Source organism: Tolypothrix campylonemoides VB511288_2 (assembly GCF_045999855.1).
In the GTDB taxonomy this organism is placed as follows: domain Bacteria; phylum Cyanobacteriota; class Cyanobacteriia; order Cyanobacteriales; family Nostocaceae; genus Scytonema; species Scytonema bouteillei_A.
In genome coordinates this window covers 201,905-221,525 of record NZ_JBFPMW010000016.1, presented here as the reverse complement: position 1 = coordinate 221,525, position 19,621 = coordinate 201,905, and the positions used below count along the sequence as shown (strand labels likewise).

The 19,621-nt window shown below is 39.5% G+C and carries 17 protein-coding genes, 3 pseudogenes and 1 CRISPR repeat array; of the genes and pseudogenes, 11 read left to right on the top strand and 9 right to left on the bottom strand.

Translation table 11 applies throughout. The features are described from left to right. Nucleotides 1–574 precede the first annotated feature (574 nt). Nucleotides 575–1,591 carry a hypothetical protein gene (locus AB0756_RS34990; protein WP_038073215.1) on the top strand — a complete coding sequence of 339 codons (1,017 nt, stop codon included), beginning with the start codon at nucleotides 575–577 and terminating at the stop codon, nucleotides 1,589–1,591. A gap of 8 nt (nucleotides 1,592–1,599) precedes the next feature. Here the strand turns inward: AB0756_RS34990 and AB0756_RS34985 are convergent, their stop codons facing one another. Further along, a complete protein-coding gene (locus AB0756_RS34985) occupies nucleotides 1,600–1,989 on the bottom strand; it encodes a lysozyme inhibitor LprI family protein (protein ID WP_038073218.1) in 390 nt (129 codons plus the stop codon). A gap of 230 nt (nucleotides 1,990–2,219) precedes the next feature. On the opposite strand from AB0756_RS34985, the gene AB0756_RS34980 reads away from it, so the two are divergent. The 5 genes and pseudogenes from AB0756_RS34980 (at nucleotide 2,220) to AB0756_RS34960 (ending at nucleotide 9,417) form a co-directional block, all read left to right on the top strand. Continuing rightward, nucleotides 2,220–2,624, top strand: coding sequence for a hypothetical protein (locus tag AB0756_RS34980; protein WP_050045444.1), 405 nt, complete (start codon nucleotides 2,220–2,222; stop codon nucleotides 2,622–2,624). 94 nt (nucleotides 2,625–2,718) lie between these two features. Further along, nucleotides 2,719–2,979, top strand: a pseudogene (locus tag AB0756_RS34975) (hypothetical protein); the annotation flags it as partial. Between the two features lie 389 nt (nucleotides 2,980–3,368). After that, nucleotides 3,369–4,178 (top strand): Uma2 family endonuclease, encoded by an 810-nt coding sequence (locus tag AB0756_RS34970; RefSeq protein WP_038073224.1) that lies wholly within the window; start codon nucleotides 3,369–3,371, stop codon nucleotides 4,176–4,178. A 346-nt stretch (nucleotides 4,179–4,524) separates the two neighbouring features. Continuing rightward, nucleotides 4,525–6,109: direct repeats of the CRISPR family, unit length 37 nt; unit sequence CTTGAAACGTAGCGATTCCCGGCAACGGGATTGAAAC. Nucleotides 6,110–6,377: 268 nt separating this feature from the next. Then, nucleotides 6,378–7,985 (top strand): IS1634 family transposase, encoded by a 1,608-nt coding sequence (locus AB0756_RS34965; protein ID WP_038071781.1) that lies wholly within the window; start codon nucleotides 6,378–6,380, stop codon nucleotides 7,983–7,985. Between the two features lie 571 nt (nucleotides 7,986–8,556). Beyond that, complete coding sequence (locus AB0756_RS34960) at nucleotides 8,557–9,417, top strand: hypothetical protein (RefSeq protein WP_038084037.1); 861 nt, start codon at nucleotides 8,557–8,559, stop codon at nucleotides 9,415–9,417. Nucleotides 9,418–9,422: 5 nt separating this feature from the next. Here the strand turns inward: AB0756_RS34960 and AB0756_RS34955 are convergent. Beyond that, nucleotides 9,423–9,614 (bottom strand): annotated as a pseudogene (locus AB0756_RS34955) (DUF3370 family protein); the annotation flags it as partial. On the opposite strand from AB0756_RS34955, the gene AB0756_RS34950 reads away from it, so the two are divergent. Both AB0756_RS34950 and AB0756_RS34945 read left to right on the top strand, forming a co-directional pair. Then, the gene (locus tag AB0756_RS34950) at nucleotides 9,612–9,890 is read left to right on the top strand and encodes a TRADD-N-associated membrane domain-containing protein (RefSeq protein ID WP_038084035.1); all 279 of its coding nucleotides are present in this window, start codon (nucleotides 9,612–9,614) and stop codon (nucleotides 9,888–9,890) included. The pseudogene AB0756_RS34955 and the gene AB0756_RS34950 overlap by 3 nt on opposite strands. After that, on the top strand, nucleotides 9,880–10,020 hold the full coding sequence (locus tag AB0756_RS34945) for a hypothetical protein (RefSeq protein WP_167844587.1): 141 nt from the start codon (nucleotides 9,880–9,882) through the stop codon (nucleotides 10,018–10,020). Before AB0756_RS34950 ends, AB0756_RS34945 begins: the two co-directional genes overlap by 11 nt. Nucleotides 10,021–10,096: 76 nt before the next feature. Here AB0756_RS34945 and AB0756_RS34940 read toward each other — a convergent pair whose 3' ends face one another. After that, entirely contained in the window at nucleotides 10,097–11,179 is a 1,083-nt protein-coding gene (locus AB0756_RS34940; protein WP_050045445.1) for a zinc metalloprotease, read from the bottom strand. Next, nucleotides 11,176–11,550, bottom strand: coding sequence for a hypothetical protein (locus AB0756_RS34935; protein ID WP_038084033.1), 375 nt, complete (start codon nucleotides 11,548–11,550; stop codon nucleotides 11,176–11,178). Before AB0756_RS34935 ends, AB0756_RS34940 begins: the two co-directional genes overlap by 4 nt. A gap of 510 nt (nucleotides 11,551–12,060) precedes the next feature. Here AB0756_RS34935 and AB0756_RS34930 point away from each other — a divergent pair. Both AB0756_RS34930 and AB0756_RS34925 read left to right on the top strand, forming a co-directional pair. Next, nucleotides 12,061–13,308 (top strand): annotated as a pseudogene (locus AB0756_RS34930) (ISL3 family transposase). A 37-nt stretch (nucleotides 13,309–13,345) separates the two neighbouring features. Next, nucleotides 13,346–13,705 carry a four helix bundle protein gene (locus AB0756_RS34925; protein ID WP_038084028.1) on the top strand — a complete coding sequence of 120 codons (360 nt, stop codon included), beginning with the start codon at nucleotides 13,346–13,348 and terminating at the stop codon, nucleotides 13,703–13,705. Nucleotides 13,706–13,788: 83 nt separating this feature from the next. Here AB0756_RS34925 and AB0756_RS34920 read toward each other — a convergent pair whose 3' ends face one another. Together AB0756_RS34920 and AB0756_RS34915 are read right to left on the bottom strand one after the other, a co-directional pair. After that, nucleotides 13,789–14,496, bottom strand: coding sequence for a hypothetical protein (locus AB0756_RS34920; RefSeq protein WP_038084026.1), 708 nt, complete (start codon nucleotides 14,494–14,496; stop codon nucleotides 13,789–13,791). 747 nt (nucleotides 14,497–15,243) lie between these two features. Continuing rightward, nucleotides 15,244–16,149, bottom strand: coding sequence for a LysR substrate-binding domain-containing protein (locus tag AB0756_RS34915; protein WP_038084024.1), 906 nt, complete (start codon nucleotides 16,147–16,149; stop codon nucleotides 15,244–15,246). A 118-nt stretch (nucleotides 16,150–16,267) separates the two neighbouring features. On the opposite strand from AB0756_RS34915, the gene AB0756_RS34910 reads away from it, so the two are divergent. Then, complete coding sequence (locus tag AB0756_RS34910) at nucleotides 16,268–17,158, top strand: oxidoreductase (RefSeq protein ID WP_038084022.1); 891 nt, start codon at nucleotides 16,268–16,270, stop codon at nucleotides 17,156–17,158. Nucleotides 17,159–17,364: 206 nt separating this feature from the next. On the opposite strand, the gene AB0756_RS34905 is transcribed toward AB0756_RS34910, so the two are convergent. The 3 genes from AB0756_RS34905 to AB0756_RS34895 all read right to left on the bottom strand — a co-directional run bounded on the left by AB0756_RS34905 (nucleotide 17,365) and on the right by AB0756_RS34895 (nucleotide 19,181). Beyond that, nucleotides 17,365–17,517, bottom strand: coding sequence for a hypothetical protein (locus AB0756_RS34905; RefSeq protein WP_153021571.1), 153 nt, complete (start codon nucleotides 17,515–17,517; stop codon nucleotides 17,365–17,367). A gap of 3 nt (nucleotides 17,518–17,520) precedes the next feature. Then, on the bottom strand, nucleotides 17,521–18,474 hold the full coding sequence (locus tag AB0756_RS34900) for a GNAT family N-acetyltransferase (protein WP_038084018.1): 954 nt from the start codon (nucleotides 18,472–18,474) through the stop codon (nucleotides 17,521–17,523). A 170-nt stretch (nucleotides 18,475–18,644) separates the two neighbouring features. After that, nucleotides 18,645–19,181 carry a hypothetical protein gene (locus tag AB0756_RS34895; RefSeq protein ID WP_038084015.1) on the bottom strand — a complete coding sequence of 179 codons (537 nt, stop codon included), beginning with the start codon at nucleotides 19,179–19,181 and terminating at the stop codon, nucleotides 18,645–18,647. Nucleotides 19,182–19,621: the final 440 nt, after the last annotated feature.

Here is a 19,621-nt window from a genome sequence, read left to right as displayed (position 1 = left end):
AGAATGTAGAATGGGTAAAAATTAATCTACTAGGGGCGCAAGCTTGTGCAAATAACAATATGCTTGTTGGTCAAGCAAAGGTTAAAATTCTGTTCCAGTGCATATTATTCATAGAATTCATTTGACTTGTCATCAGTTCAAATCCTTGATTGCTAGTGTTCTGTTATCTTTATAGAATTTACCCAGGGAAAAGTCGATACAGAAAAGTTAAGGAATTAAAGGTAGAATCTAACTTAACTTTTACTAGATATCTTAGGTACTTAAAGAAGTAAAATGAAATTGTGATGACTTCGGACTATTGAATGGTTTAGCCGAGCTTCCAGCAACCTGCTCGCTTTTTGTCCAAGTAGCAGCTGAACTGAAGAAACATCTGCAATAAGATGCGAGATGTTCTTCTACGTCTACACGAATCAAGCGATCTCTAGCTTATAAGAAAGATTTTGTTATGAAAATTGTTATCATTGGTTATTGGGGCGATCAATAAAAAACTGGTGAACCAAACTTAAAGTGATAAACAAAAGACAAGTCATATGACAAATTCTGAGATAAAAATCTGTCAAAAGGAAAAAAATTCATGAATGCTGCTTCAGATAATCTAATTTGCCGCCATAAATTTACAACCCAAAGTCTGGTAGACACTCATCCACCAAAATTAAAAAACAAAAACAAAAAAATTGTTTATCAGATCGCTTGTCCTCCAGGCTGTATTCATAGCGGTGAAATAGTCTTCTCTCGTTGGCGTAAAATAACACTCCCAGTTAATCTATCTTCTTCAAGCGATCGCACTGAGTTTGAGGAACGATATGGTTACTTTGAATACGAACCATCGCATGAAAAAAATGATGAAGTGGAGTGGTATCTGAACTTTGCTCATTGTGACCTGTTTTGTGCCTACAGTGGCTCTCTACTCGCACAAGATGAGATGCAAGTGGCTGAACATCCTGCACTTGGTTCTTTACGAGAAGCATTGCTTGATGCAGGTATCGATCCCTTTACAGTAGAAGCTGGAGAACCGACGCCTATATTAATTCGTGGCGTGGAAAGACGGTGTGCGATCGCGACCGATGCTAGTGTAGAAAACGCAAGACCTTACGGGCTCTATGGTAACAATTTTGCACGTGCTACAGCAGAAGCTATTGAACTCGCAACAAAACCACTGAATCCGCCCACAGTGACTAATATTATTGCCATGGAAGCCCCCTCTAACGGCTATGGTGTTTACACTCAACAAGAGATCCGATACATCCTTGATACAGCATTTACTGGGTTTGCTACAGCAAAAGTGGAATCATGTTTTGAATCTGCTCAAGAGCAATTTGTAATTATTCATACAGGTTTTTGGGGCTGCGGTGCTTATGGAGGTAATCGTATTTTAATGGCTCTTTTACAACTTCTAGCTGCTCGCCTTGCACAAGTCAATCGTCTTGTCTTCCATACAGGAGTTGATGCTAAGAGTGCTCAAGATTTTGCAACGGCTCAACATATTCTTAATGAGAACTTAGCACCTGTGGGTTCAAACGTTGAAGTTTCAACTTTATTGGTAAAAATTCAAGCGTTAGGATTTCAGTGGGGTATTAGCGATGGAAATTAGAAATAGTCTCACTCTCCAGCAAGCTCTCTTAATTCAGCAACCCGTGAAATATTTAACTGCATTGGACAGTATGAATACATCGGCGAACCAACATAAGCTCCAGCCAGCTTGCAATGACTATCTCGATAGCTCAACCAAAACTTTTGAGAAAGTTCAAACTTTTTCGCATCTTCCGCCTGTCGAGATGCAATTTGATTGTAAATTTTACTGTAGAGGCGATTCATTTCCTGCTCTGTAGCCGTAAACGTTTGGCGCGAACACCGATCCACTGAACTATTATTTGTAACACCAGCCGCCTTCAAGCATTTGCCATACATCTGTTGATAGTCAACTCTATTTACAGGAGTAGCCTGCGCCACACCCGAAAAAAGTAAAACAGCAACCATCTGCTTCAGCATAAAACGCTCCTTACGTGTTCAAAAACTAAATTTTTGGAGTATTGTCAATATCCACTTATCAACTATACTTGTCAAAGCTTGTAAAATTAAGCTTTTAGTTTTGGCGAAAATGGCGATCGCTATAGGACAGACATTCAAGCATCTCCTGCACTCACAGGATATCTTGAAGATAGCCTCCTGCTGGCGTCTTTAAGAATTTGAAGGATTTAGGAAGCTTAAATATATATTCTATGTTCAAAAAATATTATATTTGTCAATTTCAAAAAAAATTAAATTTATCACTCCATCCATCAGATGGTCTTGGCTATGATGCAGTGTGGAAGAAACTAGAACAACAGAAATTAACAATTCCCAAAGCTCTTTTTGAATATTATGCATTAACTGGCGATCATTGGCTCAATATCACCCACAATCAGTTACTAACAATAGAAGAACTTGAATGGGTTGATGACAAACTTGTGTTTATGCAGGAAAATCAAGGTATTGCCTGTTGGGGAATAATCAAAGCAGATGCGAGCAAACCCAATCCATTTGTATGGCAGGGGGTCAATGGTCAATGGGATCGGGAAGAGTACAGGCTAAGCAAATTTCTTATAAGAATGTGGCAGTGGACAATTGCTGAAGAGCCGGAATAACCAGCTACATTGGCCGCTGACAATCTGTGCAAATTTATGACCGTGTTTGAGGAAAGCAATGCCAAAATGAACATCAACGGTCAAGTGCTGAAGATGCACCATTCACTGGGATGACAGCAAATCCAACTACTTGGCAGCACAAAGACCCCAAAACACCCTGTTCTTTGCAGGCGAACACTGCTCTAGATTCCCCGCATGGTTGCAAGGTTCTATTGAGTCCTCTCTGGAAGCTGTTCTCGACATTGTGAAGTACAAGCAAGTTGCAAAATCCACTGTAGCCAACACCATTTCTCGTATCCCCATTGATGACATCAACCCATTAATTGATATCGCCACGAGATTTGAAGTGACTTGACAGGACTAGACTTCTTTTCAAATATTCCTAGAGATATTCTTTAACGCATTGAAGATTATTTGGGTCCTGTTACAATACCAATGACTTCACCTCTTTTTGCTGACACGGAATCGATACCTTGCTCAATCAATGTACTCAGTTCTGATAGTGCCATCCGGCATGATTATGAAGGAATTTTATGCCGAGCAAAAAATGGATTTCAAGAGTGATTGGTCGCAACACTCAGCCGAACGCATTGCGACTCTACAATATTTAACAAGGATGCAAGTACTTGCCTGAAATTCTGAGTAACCTCAGTTTCAAGTTACTTTGAAATTGTCGGAACGGTTTATTAAACGCTAAACACCTACACTATAATTGAGAAACTGAACGCCAGCGAGACAAAGACTATGCTGTCAAAAGATCTCAAAAATGCGTTACCAAGCACTGACGAATTGCCTTGTAGTGACGATACACCTGTGGATAACGAAGACCAAAACTTTTTGCCCAACGTCTTACTATTTTTACTGAACTCAATTTGGGCAAATCGTACAGATTGGTATTTTGGGGTAGATATGGCAGTTTATCACACGACAGGAGTCAGTCCCAAAGTACCCGTAGTGCCAGATGCTTTTTTAAGCGTGGGGGTAGAACGCAAAAAAGGTGGTAAGTCTCGCCGTTCTTACGCAGTTTGGGAAGAAAACTGGGTAGTTCCCATACTGGTGTTGGAAATGGTGTCGCACACACCAGGGGGCGAATATGATGAAAAGATGGACATCTACACCAAACTGGGTGTGTTGTACTACGTAATTTATAATCCCGAATTTTGGCGACGCGACCAACATCAACCTTTTGAAGTGTATAAGTTAGTAGATGGTGAATATAAGTTGCAGATAGGTGAACCCTACTGGATGAGTGAAATCGGTTTGGGGATTGGAAGATATCAAGGGATAGCTGCTGGCATTCCCCAAGAGTTATTGTCATGGTACAACGAAAGGGGCGAGCGCTATTTGACAGGAGAAGAACAAGCCCAGCAAGAACGGCTGCGAGCCGAACAAGAACGACAACGTGCTCAACAAGAGCAACTAAGAGCCGAACAAGAACGACAACGTGCTCAACAAGAGCAACTAAGAGCTGAACAAGAACGACAACGGGCTCAACAATTGGCGCAGTATTTGCGATCGCTCGGTTTTGACCCGGATAATTTACCTAGTAAGTGATGTGATGGTGGCAAGTTCGGTTGGCTGAATACCGTATTGAGGATTGAATAGAACTAGGGGGGCGATCGCTACAATTAACATGAAGATATCTAATCGATCGCTGGACGCCCGGATGCAGTCCGTCTATAATGTTACTAGATTGATGTTTGGCAAACCGAAGCGGGGGCTAAAACCTAGGGGGTTCTGCCAAAATCGCCAGAACCTAGACAAGTTAATAGTTGTAGCATTTTGCGATTCTCCATTATTGACATTTTATGTCAAGAAGCGAGGCTGAAATGAGGTCATTTTTTCGATCTGCCAAAACTTCTAGTAGAATCCTTGCTCTATAAGGGTTTCAGTTGGCGGACTTGAAACGTAGCGATTCCCGGCAACGGGATTGAAACGATCGCCTCGGTAAAAGCCAGTAAAAACGCCACTTCTGAGGCTTGAAACGTAGCGATTCCCGGCAACGGGATTGAAACATCCCCGACTGTGCAAAGGCAATTTTCGGATTTAAGCTTGAAACGTAGCGATTCCCGGCAACGGGATTGAAACAGTTCTGGGGCATGAATTAGCTCTCCTTCAAGGAGACTTGAAACGTAGCGATTCCCGGCAACGGGATTGAAACTTTTATCCCGTAAATGACCCTTGTACCCCGATACGCTTGAAACGTAGCGATTCCCGGCAACGGGATTGAAACATTAAGGCTTATAGGTGCTCGGGACGCATTACAACCCTTGAAACGTAGCGATTCCCGGCAACGGGATTGAAACCTAGCTCCAGTGGGTAAAGGTAAGGATGCAGCTGACCTTGAAACGTAGCGATTCCCGGCAACGGGATTGAAACTTTGCTTCGGTGGGAAAGACGAATTGCCTTGCCTGGACTTGAAACGTAGCGATTCCCGGCAACGGGATTGAAACGCTTCTTCGGAGGGGCGACTCGCAGAGTCCCGCTTTTCTTGAAACGTAGCGATTCCCGGCAACGGGATTGAAACTAAAATATGCCCAGGAGATTGACTCCAGCCGAATTAGAGCTTGAAACGTAGCGATTCCCGGCAACGGGATTGAAACATTACGAGCAAGTACTGAAGCGCGATCGCACTTTTCTTGAAACGTAGCGATTCCCGGCAACGGGATTGAAACCAGGAACACGGCTTATCTTCATCTGGCGCGATCGCTTGAAACGTAGCGATTCCCGGCAACGGGATTGAAACACCTCTAAATCTAGACTAATCCTATCTATTTGTCATCTTGAAACGTAGCGATTCCCGGCAACGGGATTGAAACAATAAATTACAAACGGAAATAAAAATATGTCTGAATTCTTGAAACGTAGCGATTCCCGGCAACGGGATTGAAACTATCTTTGCTTACCCATCTGGCAATTTGCGCGTGACTTGCTTGAAACGTAGCGATTCCCGGCAACGGGATTGAAACTCTCTATCTCTCCAAAGAGTAAAGAAAGGTTCTGAATCTTGAAACGTAGCGATTCCCGGCAACGGGATTGAAACCGCTCACTCGCACGCATAGCTGACTATATTACCACCTTGAAACGTAGCGATTCCCGGCAACGAGATTGAAACGAAGAAATAGTTATGTCAGCATATTTATAACCGTCAACTTGAAACGTAGCGATTCCCGGCAACGGGATTGAAACCCGAAATACTTCTCGGCTAAATTATCCAGAATGCTTGCTTGAAACGTAGCGATTCCCGGCAACGGGATTGAAACTTGTCTCGCTCCTAAAGGACTGTAACCAAGCATTGAATCTTGAAACGTAGCGATTCCCGGCAACGGGATTGAAACCGATTGCTCAAAGAACAGTATTTAAGGCTGAAGCGCCCTTGAAACGTAGCGATTCCCGGCAACGGGATTGAAACAAAATATTATCACAAGAAATATCTTAGGTTCCTAAACTTGAAACGTAGCGATTCCCGGCAACGGGATTGAAACAGAAATGCTGGAAACTCTCACGTCCCTGGTTGGCACAACAAAAAGCAACATCGCGCATACTACCCACATTCCGCACTTCATTTTGTAGTACAAATACAAGTAAAATAAGTAACAAAAACAGCTTGCGTATAAATATTTAGTTAATTCAGTAATAAATATAAAAATAGTATAAAAAGTGCCAAGAAATGGAAATTCATAAGGTATTGACAATAAATTCAAGAGCAAAAATGAGAAAATGAGCCTGAATTAAATAAAAATACCCAAAGATATGAATTACCAAAAAGAAGAGTTGGAGAGTAAAAACTTAGATCACTTAGGAATAATAGCAGGAATAATAGATGAGATAGGAATAGTAGAAAAATTCAATGAGATATTCTTAATAGATAGTAGAGAGAAAGTTAATACAGGAGAAGTAGTCAAAGCAATCATTCTTAACGCGCTAGGTTTTGTGTCGAGGCCATTATATTTATTTTCTCAATTTTTTGAAGATAAAGCAATAGAGCATTTATTGGGTTCAGGGATGAAAGCAGAGGATTTAAATGATGATAAAATAGGCAGAGTAATGGATAAGCTGTACAAATATGGATTAACAAAATTATTCCTAATAATTTCTTTAGAAGTAGTAAAAAAATATGGAGTATCAACTAAATATTCCCATTTAGATTCAACGTCATTGCATTTACATGGAGAGTATAATAATTTTCCAAGTAATCTAGAAAAAGAATCAGGAATAAGCCGAGAAAATCCTATTATAATTACACAGGGATATTCTCGCGATCATAGACCAGACCTAAAACAATGTATATTAGATTTAATAGTAAGTAGTGATGGAGATATCCCCTTATTTTTTAGAGGAGCATCAGGAAATGAATCAGATAAAGCAGTATTCGCTCAAATCCTAGTGGAGTATGAAAAACAAATAGATTTTGAAAGTATAATGGTTGCTGATAGTGCATTGTATAGTGAAAGTAATTTAAAATTAATGTCGAATATGAAATGGATAAGTCGAGTACCTTTATCCATTAAAAAAGCTAAAAATTTAGTTAAAGTCTTCACAAGTAAAGAACTGAAACGAAGTGACATCAAAGGATATAGCTATCAAGAATCAAAAGTATCTTATGGAGGAATAGAGCAAAGATGGTTATTAGTAGAAAGTACAGAGAGAAAAAAAGCAGACTTAAAGAAATTAAACCAAAAAATCCAAGAAGAGTTCTTAAAAATTAGTAACCAGCTTGTTAAGTTATCAAAAGAAGAATTTGAACAAGAATCTTTAGCAGAATTAAAAATTCAAGAGTTAGCAGTCAAACTAAAATATCATAAGATATCAGATTTAGAAATTAGCGAGAGATTAAAGAAAAGGCAGATAAGAGTTTATAAAGTAGGAGGTAAAGTCATAGAAAATCAGGAGCTAATCAGCCAAAATCAAAACTGTTGTGGTCGATTTATTTTAGCAACGAATATTTTAGAGACAACCGAATTAGAACCCAGAGAAATATTGAGAATATATAAAGAACAGCAATCTACAGAAAGAGGATTTAGATTTATCAAAGACCCGTTATTTTTCGCTGATAGTCTTTTTGTGAAAAAGCCAGAAAGAGTAGAGACAATGATGATGTTAATGACATTATCTCTTTTGGTTTATAATTTGGGACAAAGACAATTAAGAATCTCGTTAAAAACCCAAAAAGCGACAGTTAAAAATCAACTAAATAAATCTACAGAGTCCCCTACCTTGCGTTGGATATTTCAATGTTTTCAAGGAATTCATTTTCTGATTACACAGGGAGTTTATAGGATTCTTAACTTGACTGAGGAACGTTGTCGAATCTTACAATTCCTGCCTACAGCTTGTCAAAAATATTATTTATTGTCTTAGTTTTCAAATTTCTAATTCACTATTATATAATTTTTTGTTTTTATAACTGATTGAAAAAATTCAATATTGTTGTCTTACTGGCTTTTTAAACATAATAAATAAAGCTAGATTTTTGGCGTTCATAATTGATTTTTGGTTGTTCTTTAATTTTTTTTACTATAGTTTTGAATTACTGGTGAGTGTAGTTTATTTATGTTACTTCTTGAAGTGCGGAATGTGGGATACTAGGTTGGTACAAGCGTTTTAGTTGATGCGGTTTGGAGGGAATGCGGCTCTCCCCGAAAAGCAATAGTAAAGTTAAGGAGATGACGGTAGTGATGGCAGCGTTACTGTTTTCATCCCCTGGCGGGGCGAGGGAATTGTAAAGTCTTTGTATAAATCTGGGTTGTCAACAGCCCAGATACAGATGGTTTCCTTAATTGCTTATATTAAACGTTCAAAGTCCAGACGCTTGCTGTACTTTCAAGATTTCCTCAAGAATCCCCATAACATTAAGTTTTGTAATTCTTGAGTAAATCCTAGTTTTGCAACTGAGTTCTAAGATAGAGCATTACATTTGAGAGCTTGAGCAATGAACGATAAAGCGCCGATTGATGAAGGAAATGGTCGAGAAGCGAATAATATCCAACAGAAGCCAGACTATGCTAAGTGGGTTGGTATATTTGCTACCTTTTTAACAATATTTTTAACATTTCTTACTTATAGATTGGATGCCGATCGCAGAAATGCTGAAACACAACTTCAGCTTGTAAAGAATCGTCAAGACGAACTTAGTGCCAACCTAGAAGAGATTAGAGGAAGGATAGAAATTGATTCTAACTTCTATTTTGAAGGAGCAGCAACAGCTCCTAAAAAATTTAGGGAGAGCAACATTTTAAATAGTATGTTTCCCAATGAAGTGTACAACCAAGTTGTGAGTCAGATGAAAACGGGAAGATGGGATAGCTTGAACAATTTGATGAGATGTGTATATGGCATTTACGATGCTAACACTAATTTTGGAATAATAAACTCCCGCCAAATACTGTATTTAGAGATATTTTATAATCCCTCCTCTGATAGCAAGAAATCACCAGCTGAGAAACTGGAAATTACTTATCGATTTAAAGATTTTCCTTCTATGCCTGTAAGTGGCTCGCTCACTCGACAGTATAGTTTTAAGGAGTTGGAGTCAGATGTGAATAATTGGCCAACAAAAACTGTAGAAGTTGGTCAATTGAAAGCTGGAAATAAGATAACTATTCCTATTGCTCATATGGTAGGTCCATACGTATACAGCGAGCGTTTAGTCATACCTAACAAAATTCATTGGTATAATCCTCTCTTAAAAAAGAGTGAAGAAAAATCATTAAATTTGAAAAGTATGTTACCTGAATTAGATGCAAAATCGCAAGGCTCTCTTCTCGGTAATATTGGTAAGTCATGCCAGTAAAGGCCTTATCTTTGGTCTAGAGTTTGAATTGTCAGCATTTGAGGGGGCGTAGCATCAGGTGGGTAGAGAAAATCTACGTCAACCAATCGCCGCTGACCGGGAGATATTTTTAATTGAGCAAGCGGTTCTCCCATCTGTCCCTGTTGTTGAACTAAATGCCAATATTGGGTTTTGGGTAACTCATTATCGTCATCATGACTTCACATCCCAATCCTTACTTAGCAGTAAAACTGAGCATTATTCAAGAACGCTTACGCCAATCTCGTTACAGCTTTAACCTTTCTATGGTTGCAACTACAGTATCTGTTTTAATTACCCTTACAGGTGCTGTAGCGTTGCTTTCAAATCAAGCATCAGAGGGGACTGTTACTGCTGCTTGCGGACTCACTGCTAGCGTGCGATGTATTCAGATGACCAAGGACGCAAACAATCGGCTAGATAAGATTTTAGCCGATCTAAAGGATGAGAGTTAAGCGAAGACTGGGAAGGTGGACAAGGGGCGCATTTGAACAATTCACTCTCTTGTGTCCCGCTCCCGTCCCGCCCAGCGATCGCAGTTGTAAAGGTGCGATCGCTTTCTTGTGGCTATTGCAAGTTGTGTAACGTCGGTTAATAGAGTAGCGATCGCAACCTTTTAACCAACAGTACCTTAGCAATAACCATAGAAAGTGCGAGAGCACTATAGGAGTGGTGCTTTAGCTGCTATAGGAGCAGCAATCTGATGATTGTAGGTTTCTGAAACAAAAACACGGACTTTTTTAGTGTAAGAATAACTGCGATCCAAAAAGTCTTTATAGGTAAGTTCTAGAGGATAATCACCAGGATTATTTAGAGTAATACTAAGGTCTGGTGTTGTGCTAACTACAGAGCCAGCAAGTTTCCACACAAAATTCTTAGCAACAAAATCCATATTTGCTCCCCTTGCCTTCCAAGTTGACTGAAGATTTAACTTGTCCGTTGTCCGTACAACAGTCGTACCTACATACTCAGCAACATGGTTATCCTCAGGGTAGAGGATATGTGCTGCAAGTTTATCTGATGCTGAAAGCCCGGTAAAGCCATAATTGCCAATGATATCGCAGGTAGCTCCACCAGCTAGTGAAAATGCATAATGCATTACTGACTGGGTGTCATAAGCTGTCATATATCCCTGGTCAGTCCAACGAGGATCTTGTTTGGGATTGTAGCAAGTTGCATCTTTTCGCTCATGCTCGTGGCTAAGCCCCAGTGCATGACCAAATTCGTGCAATGTGTGGTTTAAATAAGGAGTGCTGTTCCAGGGGTCATCACCCAACTTCAGATTGTACAGACAAGCCCGCTTGTTAGGCAAATCATTTGGTGGATTAGACCAACTTCCCCAACCTGTATTGCCATCAGTCTTAGGACAACCTTTTCCTGGTATTTGACCGAGGGCAAAGTTGGGGTTGCCGTTATATGTGGTCGATGGTAGAGCAACACGAATGTCACCATCAAAATAGTCATTCCCATTAGATTGCACTTTAGCAACCGGACAAGTGCCTAAGTATTTGAACTTGATGTTTGCTGCGTACTCATACTCTTTTATAAAGTTCAAAACCTGCTGGACTCTGTTAGGACGTGAGGTAAGCGCATCACCCACAAAACAGACACTAATCTCTTTTGCGCGAACGCCTGCATTCCAATACAATGCACCGTTCACAGGCATAGAGTGAATACTGATGACAAACACAAAAGTCAATAAGGCTATAAGTAGAAAGTTCACTTTGACTAAATGCCACTTCATCCGTTAAATCCTACAGCTTGAATTAATCGGCAATCATTGGTTTGACAGCCAATATCCGCTCCACTTAAATCATCTGGGTCATACCCGATAACTAGAGTTCTACCAGCGACTTGTGCGGTGGAGAGGATACTGAGAACCCGTGCTGCCTGCGCTGCATCTTTGGTTGACAATGCAAAATAAATAATTCCGCCTACTGACTCGGCGCACCTGACATGCAAGCGGGGTGCGGTTGTGAAAACTAAAGTTTGTACGGGATTACAAAATGTATCAGTAGAGGAAGCATATGCCGCCTCCCCAGAAAGAAATGTCAGAAGCAATGTTGAGAAAAGTATTCCTAGAAAAGTGAAAACACCTCTGGCAATTTTATTCATGTTTTTCTGTATTTCTTTAAATGATTTTCTCCTGTCGATTTGTCAGGAATGGCTTGGAAATTTACGCAGCTATCTAAAAATTATTTACACTTATTAACGATCGCGAATTGCATCGCACTCGCCATTTGTCAGTAGGGAGGCGATCGCTTCGTTTCTTAACTGGGATGGCACGCCAAATCATGAATTTTTGTAAAGAAATAACAGTATTAGCTTAAAGTATGCATTCGTAGTTAATAAATAGGTAGAAGCTGCGTGGGTTCAAAGTGAGTGTGGACAGTTTAGAAAAAAATCTTGTAAAATTTCCAAATCTTTCTTTAAACTACTTACACCTAAAACAGAGTAGCATAGGTCATAATAACAACCGTAAGCAATTGAGGTTCTTCAGTACTTGTTATGCTAAACTAACAAGTACTGAAGGGGGAACAGGGAACAGGGAACAGGGAACAGTGAAGAAAGGAACGAAGTTTTCTGATGGCTTCGTCTGATAACATTGTTGGAAGTATGATAGTCATGGTAAGGAAAAAAGGCATTAAGGCTCTGACGGATATTCTGAGTATAGAAGGGGTAAAAGTCATATCGCATCGGCTTCATGCTGGGATTGGACTCATACTCCAAACGGAATCAACTTCATCATATAGTATTTGTCCACGTTGTGGAACTAAGAGTCATAGATTACATCAAAATCATCGATACATAGTGAAAGACTTACCGTTTGGAGAACAAGCAGTCTTTTTAGACATCAACAGAAGACAATTCAAATGTGATGTATGTAAAAAACCTTTTAGTGAAGAATTAGATTTTGTAAGCTGAAAAAGAACATATACAAAAAGATTGGCTCGGAAAATAATACAAGACGTTTTAGAAAACGATATACATAGTGTCGCATCCAAAGGAATTGTGACAACAGAAGAAATAGAAAGAATGTTAAAAGATGCATCGAAAGAATTATTTGAATCAAAGTATAAAGGAATAAAAAGACTTGGAATTGACGAAATAGCTCTGGTTAAAGGTCATGGAAATTACTGTGTGGTCTTTATAGATTTAGATACATCGAAGTTAATTGCAATGTCATATGGACGTACACAAAAAGTTGTGAAGAAAATCTTAACTGAATGGGGAAATGAAGTTTTAAGTCAAATAGAAGAAGTCAGTATAGATTTATGGCAAGGTTACAGAAGTTTAGTAAAAGAATTAATACCTCAAGCACAAGTAGTAGCTGATAGATTTCATGTAATGGCGCAAATAAACAAGGAGCTAGATACACAAAGAAAGAGAGAAAAGCAATTTTTAGAAGAGAGGATTAAGAAAGCTAAATCTCCAGAAGAGAAAGCAGAAAGTCAAAAAGTCTTACAAGAAATAAAAAAAAGTAAGTATATCCTGTTGAAGAACGAAATAGAGCTAAATAAATCACAAAAAAACAAATTAATTATAGTCAAAGAAATGTCTGCTAGTCTGAAGAACGTGCATGAATTAAAAGAGAAAATCAGGCAAATTTTTGATAAGACAAATAATTGGTATACCGGAGTTTTTGAACTAGGAATGTGGTTATCAGAGGCGAAAACATATTTTCCTAACAGTTATAATACGATCCGGCGTTGGTTTGATGAGATAATTGCTTACTTCGATAATAGAACGACTAGTGGTGTTGTTGAAGGTATCAATAATAAACTCAAGTTAATTAAACGCTCAGCTTATGGTTTTAGAAATTTTGATAACTTCCGAATTCGATGTTTATTGAATTGGCAATTCAATTGTTAGCTTAATATCAAAAAAAATTGTCGCTCCGAGGTTTTCCATGCCAGACATTAATGATTTTAAAGACCTAAAAATTTGGCAGAAAGGAATAGATATAGCTGAAAAATGCTATTTTTTGACTAAACCCTTCCCTAAAGAAGAGTTGTATGGTATGGTTCAACAAATCAGGAAGTCAGCAGTTTCTATTCCAGCTAACATAGCTGAGGGATATGGAAGAAGATCGACAGCTGAATATATTAGATTTCTTAATATTGATCAAGGATCTGTGAATGAATTAGAAACACATATTATTTTATCTTGCCGAGTAGGACTATCTAAACAAGAAGATATAGAACCAATTGTTTCTTTACTACGAGAAGAAAGCCGAATGATTATTGCTCTTATTAAGAAACTAGAATAATATTCTCTTTTCCCTTCTTCCCTTTTTCCTTTCTTCACTGTTCCCCGTTCCCTGTTCCCTGTTCCCCCTGCAAACCTATTAATTTAGCATAATAAGTACGGAAGAGCCGCAATTGATAAATGAGGAAGCCATACACCATTACAGCGGCTATAATGATTTTCTAATATTTTCCATAAATTTCTGTCTACTAAATTGAAAACTTCATCATCAGATAATCGTTGATTACTAGAAAAATATTGTTCAATTAAAGTTTTTAATTTGCAACAAGTATGATTTTTTAAATTCATAATAATTTTAAATTCTACTTCCTCCCACAGTTGCTGAAAATAAAAAAACACTTCTTCACTAAAAGTTAGATGCGAGTTCGTAGTTTTAATTGTATAAATTCCCTGCTCTTTAATTTGAAAGTTACTTTCAATATAAAATTTTTCAGTTAGCTTTTTTAAAATGTTTGGACTATTAGAGTAACTTAGATTTGACCATACTGAACCGCCCCAAGTTTCAGATAGAACATCCCACAATATTGACCAATGAAGCTGCTCTGTAGTGTATTTTCGCAAAAATAGATCCAAACATTCTTTAAGAATTAGCTCTATTGCTATATAGGGGGTATCAACAAAAATAATTTTAGGTTTAGGTAATCTAATAAAGGAATACAGTAAAATAGCGTTTGCCTTAGCTTTACTCCTATCAATGATGTCTGAAGAAACTAAGATTTTTTTCCACTTCTCTTTATATATTGAAATTAATGCTGATTGTTCGGGAGTTAGTAATAATGTAGATGGTGGCATATTTCTAATGAGTTAATTTTCTATTAAAAATAATTTATATATTGAATATATAAACTAGTAAGCAATTCAAACTTTATTACTATAAGCGTAATAAAAAGTTGTCACTATTAAATAATGACTTTACTTTTAGAGTTCCCAATTAGTAAGATTGTGTAACATCCTTAACAAATCTTTATTCATAAGAATTCAGACCTAATATTGCGGAAGTAAATAAGGGCGAGACAGGTAATTATTAGAATCAGCCAGTAGAGCTTGTGCAAAAAAATCAATTCTCTTTTTACCTTGACGGCGCACCGAGAGAGGCAGTTACCAGGGCAACTTAGCGCGATCGCTACAGCTACCGTAGTTTTAAGAAAACCCACAGCAACGTGCAGGGTTTTTCATAGCTTGGGCGATCGCTCTCGGTTGGCTATTGCAAGTTGTGTAACGTCGGTTAATATCTTGATACACATTTTCAAAGGACTTCTCGAAAATTGATAATTTTACCCAATTCTTTGCCTCACTAAGTTTTTTTCACTTCTGTTGGGGTGAGTGACGCAATTCGTTTCTTCTGGTTTGGTGTTAGTGCGTCCCACGCAAGTTCTTTGTACTCGCTATAGCTCTTCAACGCACGAGAAATTTCTTGCCAGGAGGTATTGAGCCGAGATACATGTAAAAACCTGCATTCCGGGTTTGGAAACGCTGTACCTATGTTTCAGCAATTTTAACTTATGATGCTTCCTGCATACTGGACAAAATTTATACATCTCACGTGTCATCATGGTTTGACTCCCATTGTGTCGTCTTCCGTGCTAAGAGGAGAAACTCTCTTATTACTGGTAAGGAATCATGCCGCCGCCAAGCCAGATAAAGTCCGGTTTTAGGGATCTGTTCTTGTAAAGGTCTGTAAATGACTCCGCTTCTGTGGAAGTTTTGCAAGGAGGCGGGAACGATCGCAATGCCCAGCCCTGCTGCAACTAAGCCAACGATCGTCTGCATCTGAACCGCTTCTTGAGCCACTTTCGGAAGAAATCCAGCTTGTTGACAAATGGTAATAATTTGCTCGTAAAAGACGGGTCCCATTTTGGCAGGAAATAGGATAAATGATTCCGAAGCCAACGTGGAGAGAGACACTTTGGTTTGGGCACAGAGCGGATGAGTTTCTGGCAATGCCACGACCAAGGATTCTGGCAAAAAGCACTCCACGCTTAAACCTGGTTCGCTGATGGCAGAACGAACAATGCCAATATCAACCTGTTTGTGATGCAGTGCTTGAATCTGTTGAGCAGTCGTCAGTTCATGCAATCGCAGTTCTACCGCCGGAAACTGTTCTCGAAAGACCCTTAAAATCTCTGGTAGTAACATATACATTGCAGAGTCAACAAAGCCGATTGCCAACCGTCCTACCTCACCCCGTCCGATTTGTTGTGTCACTTCGATTGCCTGTTCGAGTTGCGCTAACACTCCATAGGAGCGCTCTAAAAACACTTTGCCTGCTTCAGTCAGATGTACTTGCCGCTTCGTTCGTTCAAACAGCTTGACTCCTAGTTCATCTTCCAAACTGCGAATCTGCTGACTGAGTGGGGGTTGGGAAATGTGCAACCGCTCCGCTGCTCGACTAAAGTGTAGTTCCTCAGCCACCGCGATGAAATAGTGCAGGTGCCGTAGTTCCATCACACTTATATGTTTAACCTATTAATCTTAGTCAAATATATATTGGACAGTCGCATGGGTGTCTTCTACCGTAAGAAATATGAAGCGTGTTTCACCATATTTGTATTGGAGAAAATAAATGAACTCAGACAAAAATTGTGTTGCTCCTAAAGTTTGGTTAATTACAGGATGCTCAACAGGATTCGGACGTGCTCTAGCAGAAGCTGTGTTGAAGAAGGGCGATTATCTACTAGCTACTGCTCGCAAACCAGATCAAATTCGCGCTTTGATTGACCAGTATCCAGAGACCGCAAAGGCTGTACATCTGGATGTAACGTTATCTCAAGACATACAAGCAGGTGTTGATGCAGCAATCGCCACATTTGGTCGAATTGATGTGCTGGTCAACAATGCTGGACATGGGCTAATTGCCGCACTCGAAGAAGTCAGTGATGTTGATATTCACCAATTTTTTGAGACCAATTTCTTTGGAGCACTCCGCTTGATGCGAACTGTCTTACCTGTGATGCGTCAGCAAGGCAGTGGCCACATTGTGAATATGTCATCGACAGCAGGATTAGTGGGATTTGGTGGAAGCAGCCTTTACTGTGGTGCTAAATTTGCCTTGGAAGGTACGTCTGAAGCCCTGGCTAAGGAGGTTGAATCCTTTGGAGTTAAAGTTACTTTAATTGAACCTGGGGCATTTCGCACAGATTTCAACGGGCGTTCTCTGGCAGCTGCCCAACAATCCATTGATGCCTATGCGACCGTGAGCGGTGCTTCATTCCAATGGTTCAAACAGATGGATGGTAAGCAACCGGGTAATCCAGCGAAAGCGGCGCAAGCCATTATTCAAGCTGTGGAAAGTCCTCATCCACCGATGCGACTGGCATTAGGTACCGATGCCATGAGCCTGATTCAAGAAAAACTGGAATGGATCAAAACGGATTTGGATGCTTGGCAACAAGTAACTGTAAGTACGGATTATACAGATACGAGTGTTTTGGAGAGGGAGTATGGGGTTGAGTAGTGCAAGTACTCCTACAGTAAGCTTGAGTTTTTCAGTAAATTTTATGACAAGAAGAGTGAGTAGACAGATGTCATAACTGAGCCAAAAAACTATCCAACCTGGATGCACTCACAACTTCCCAGAACACGCAACTGTGGTGTTGTACTTGATACACCTTTTCAAAGGACTTCTCGAAAATCGATAATTTAACCCAATTCTTCGCCTCACTAAGTTTTTTCACTTCTGTTGGGGTGAGTGCCGCAATTCGTTTCTTCTGGTTTGGTGTGAGTAGTCAATTTTTGTGCGATCGCACTTATCAAAACGCCGTAATACCCCATCCGTCTACACGAAGTAGGGTGGGGAGTGTCAATGAAAGTCATTGGTTACCATTCATACAGCCAAAGCTCTTCAGACTCAACTTTTTGGTAACCAGATCTTGCAAGTGAATCAAGTATAAAGGAGTTTTGAGGGAACATTCCGCTAACTGTTTGGTAACCCATATAATATGCTTGTTGGGGCAACTGGTGCAGTAAAGTCGGTAAGCTTTCATTGTCGCCTGTAACAAAACCTATCCATAAGGTTTTGTTGGAACCTTCGAGATAGCTTTGAATAGCCATACTTTGGCAACAATGGTTCTGCTTTAAACCCCACACTTGACCGGATTTAAGACGTTGTGTTAATTGTTGCGCTGTCAGTTCCTGCCACTTGGCACCACGATTGATATACAGACAAACTTCTCGCTGGTCGTGAGGGTAAATGGTTATTAATTTACAGAGAGAATCAAAATCAGAAATTTCTAACTTTTTTAACTGACTGGATGAAGAATTTATACTAGGAGCTACATACCCAAAATAGGAACCAACTTTTTGACGACCCCGCCGTACCATAATGTCGTTCATAAGCGCGTTACTGGCAAGAACGGCACTGCGCGAGATACTAACATTTGCCTCAGCCAAATATCTTTCTACCGATGCTTCTAAAACCTTAACCAAACCGCGTTTTCGATACCGGGGATCTACTCCCAAGCCTTCCCACCACGCCTCGCGTTCCGACATCAAGACAAGTCGTATCATTGCCACGGGTTGACTATCCATGACAGCTACAAAAATCTTACCATTTTCATCTGCTAACCACTTATCCCAAACCCGATGAATGTAATCTTCCCTGTCTTCCCAAGTGTGTTGGCAAAAAGCGAGTACAGCTTCTTTATCTTCTGTCTGGGCTAAGCGGATTTTCACTTCATTTCTAGATTCAATCATCTTAAGAGTAGAAAATCTTACTACTGACTCTAGGTTAAATAATTTTTGAATAAACTTGAGGCTTGTGGCAAATGGCATTTATGATTTGTGCCTAAAGCTCTTTACCAAACTTACAAATTTACAGTTCAAGAAATTCCCTTCCAATTGTTAGGAGTAGAAGTGATGCAGCAGCCAAATATTTCTCTTAACTGCTGCATAATTTTATAACGTACATTCGATTTAAAAAAGTTGCCCAATCTCATGTCTGTTTAATTGTCAACTTTTTGACTTTTCTCTAGATAGTGATGAACACCCTTGCTTACCTGTAGTATGTTCGGTCTAATATTCTTACTGAGGAAATCTTCAACCGTGTGACCTACCATACCTGCTAGCATCTGAGGCATACCCTTAATCTGCTTGGTATCGATGACGATCTCACCACGGGTTTCAATTAGAGTACCGCGATCGGCTTCTTTAAAGTAGTGAACACCAGCACAACGAACTGCTTCAGTGAAAGCGTGTGTCTTGATATGCCACTTGGCAGTGAACTCAGACTCGTTCCAGGTAGCAATATCAGTCCACGAGAGCATTGTATCACTCAGTACGGCACGCGCTACGGCGGGAATCTCACCGCCGCCATGCCACTCGTTCACAAAGTCAATGCGATCGCCCTTCTCAGTACGCGATTTGACTTCAATGTGTCGCACATTGGGTAAGTAGGGTACAAGTTCGACAAGCTTGTCGCGGTACGTAGCATAAACCAGCGGACGTGGAAAGGGAATGTAGGTTTCGGCAGAGATAAGCATGGGGAAATACGGCTTTATTGATGTTAATTTTTATACTAGAAATTATGGCAGTTGAGTACTTGTTATTTAGAGCGCAAGCAGGACATACTGTATATTTAGGATATTATTGGTTGTTAGAATAGTGCTATTTTTTTAGGAAGCAGTCGGGAGATCATTTGCCATTTTGTCGAGAATGTTAGATATCTATAAATATTTTAGACCTAAAACCCGAAGCAATTTTATATTTTTCTTTTGTGTTTAGCTTCTTTATATCTAAAGATGTATAATTTTATCACCGTGGTAAATTGTTTCATTAAATAAAACTCTAGAGCCATTCTAAGTACTTTAGTGGTAGAACCGTTATTGCTTTTGATAATGAGAGTACTGTTGGAGTAAAGAGCTTAATTTTATATGTTCAATTTTTTCTTCAGGCTATTATTTGATATTTAAAATAAACTTTT

Coding starts and splice junctions, on each gene's coding strand:
- AB0756_RS34990 (WP_038073215.1), top strand. CDS start 575: ATGAATGCTGCTTCAGATAATCTAATTTGCCGCCATAAATTTACAACC.
- AB0756_RS34985 (WP_038073218.1), bottom strand. CDS start 1,989: ATGCTGAAGCAGATGGTTGCTGTTTTACTTTTTTCGGGTGTGGCGCAG.
- AB0756_RS34980 (WP_050045444.1), top strand. CDS start 2,220: ATGTTCAAAAAATATTATATTTGTCAATTTCAAAAAAAATTAAATTTA.
- AB0756_RS34970 (WP_038073224.1), top strand. CDS start 3,369: ATGCTGTCAAAAGATCTCAAAAATGCGTTACCAAGCACTGACGAATTG.
- AB0756_RS34965 (WP_038071781.1), top strand. CDS start 6,378: ATGAATTACCAAAAAGAAGAGTTGGAGAGTAAAAACTTAGATCACTTA.
- AB0756_RS34960 (WP_038084037.1), top strand. CDS start 8,557: ATGAACGATAAAGCGCCGATTGATGAAGGAAATGGTCGAGAAGCGAAT.
- AB0756_RS34950 (WP_038084035.1), top strand. CDS start 9,612: ATGACTTCACATCCCAATCCTTACTTAGCAGTAAAACTGAGCATTATT.
- AB0756_RS34945 (WP_167844587.1), top strand. CDS start 9,880: ATGAGAGTTAAGCGAAGACTGGGAAGGTGGACAAGGGGCGCATTTGAA.
- AB0756_RS34940 (WP_050045445.1), bottom strand. CDS start 11,179: ATGAAGTGGCATTTAGTCAAAGTGAACTTTCTACTTATAGCCTTATTG.
- AB0756_RS34935 (WP_038084033.1), bottom strand. CDS start 11,550: ATGAATAAAATTGCCAGAGGTGTTTTCACTTTTCTAGGAATACTTTTC.
- AB0756_RS34925 (WP_038084028.1), top strand. CDS start 13,346: ATGCCAGACATTAATGATTTTAAAGACCTAAAAATTTGGCAGAAAGGA.
- AB0756_RS34920 (WP_038084026.1), bottom strand. CDS start 14,496: ATGCCACCATCTACATTATTACTAACTCCCGAACAATCAGCATTAATT.
- AB0756_RS34915 (WP_038084024.1), bottom strand. CDS start 16,149: ATGGAACTACGGCACCTGCACTATTTCATCGCGGTGGCTGAGGAACTA.
- AB0756_RS34910 (WP_038084022.1), top strand. CDS start 16,268: ATGAACTCAGACAAAAATTGTGTTGCTCCTAAAGTTTGGTTAATTACA.
- AB0756_RS34905 (WP_153021571.1), bottom strand. CDS start 17,517: ATGACTTTCATTGACACTCCCCACCCTACTTCGTGTAGACGGATGGGG.
- AB0756_RS34900 (WP_038084018.1), bottom strand. CDS start 18,474: ATGCCATTTGCCACAAGCCTCAAGTTTATTCAAAAATTATTTAACCTA.
- AB0756_RS34895 (WP_038084015.1), bottom strand. CDS start 19,181: ATGCTTATCTCTGCCGAAACCTACATTCCCTTTCCACGTCCGCTGGTT.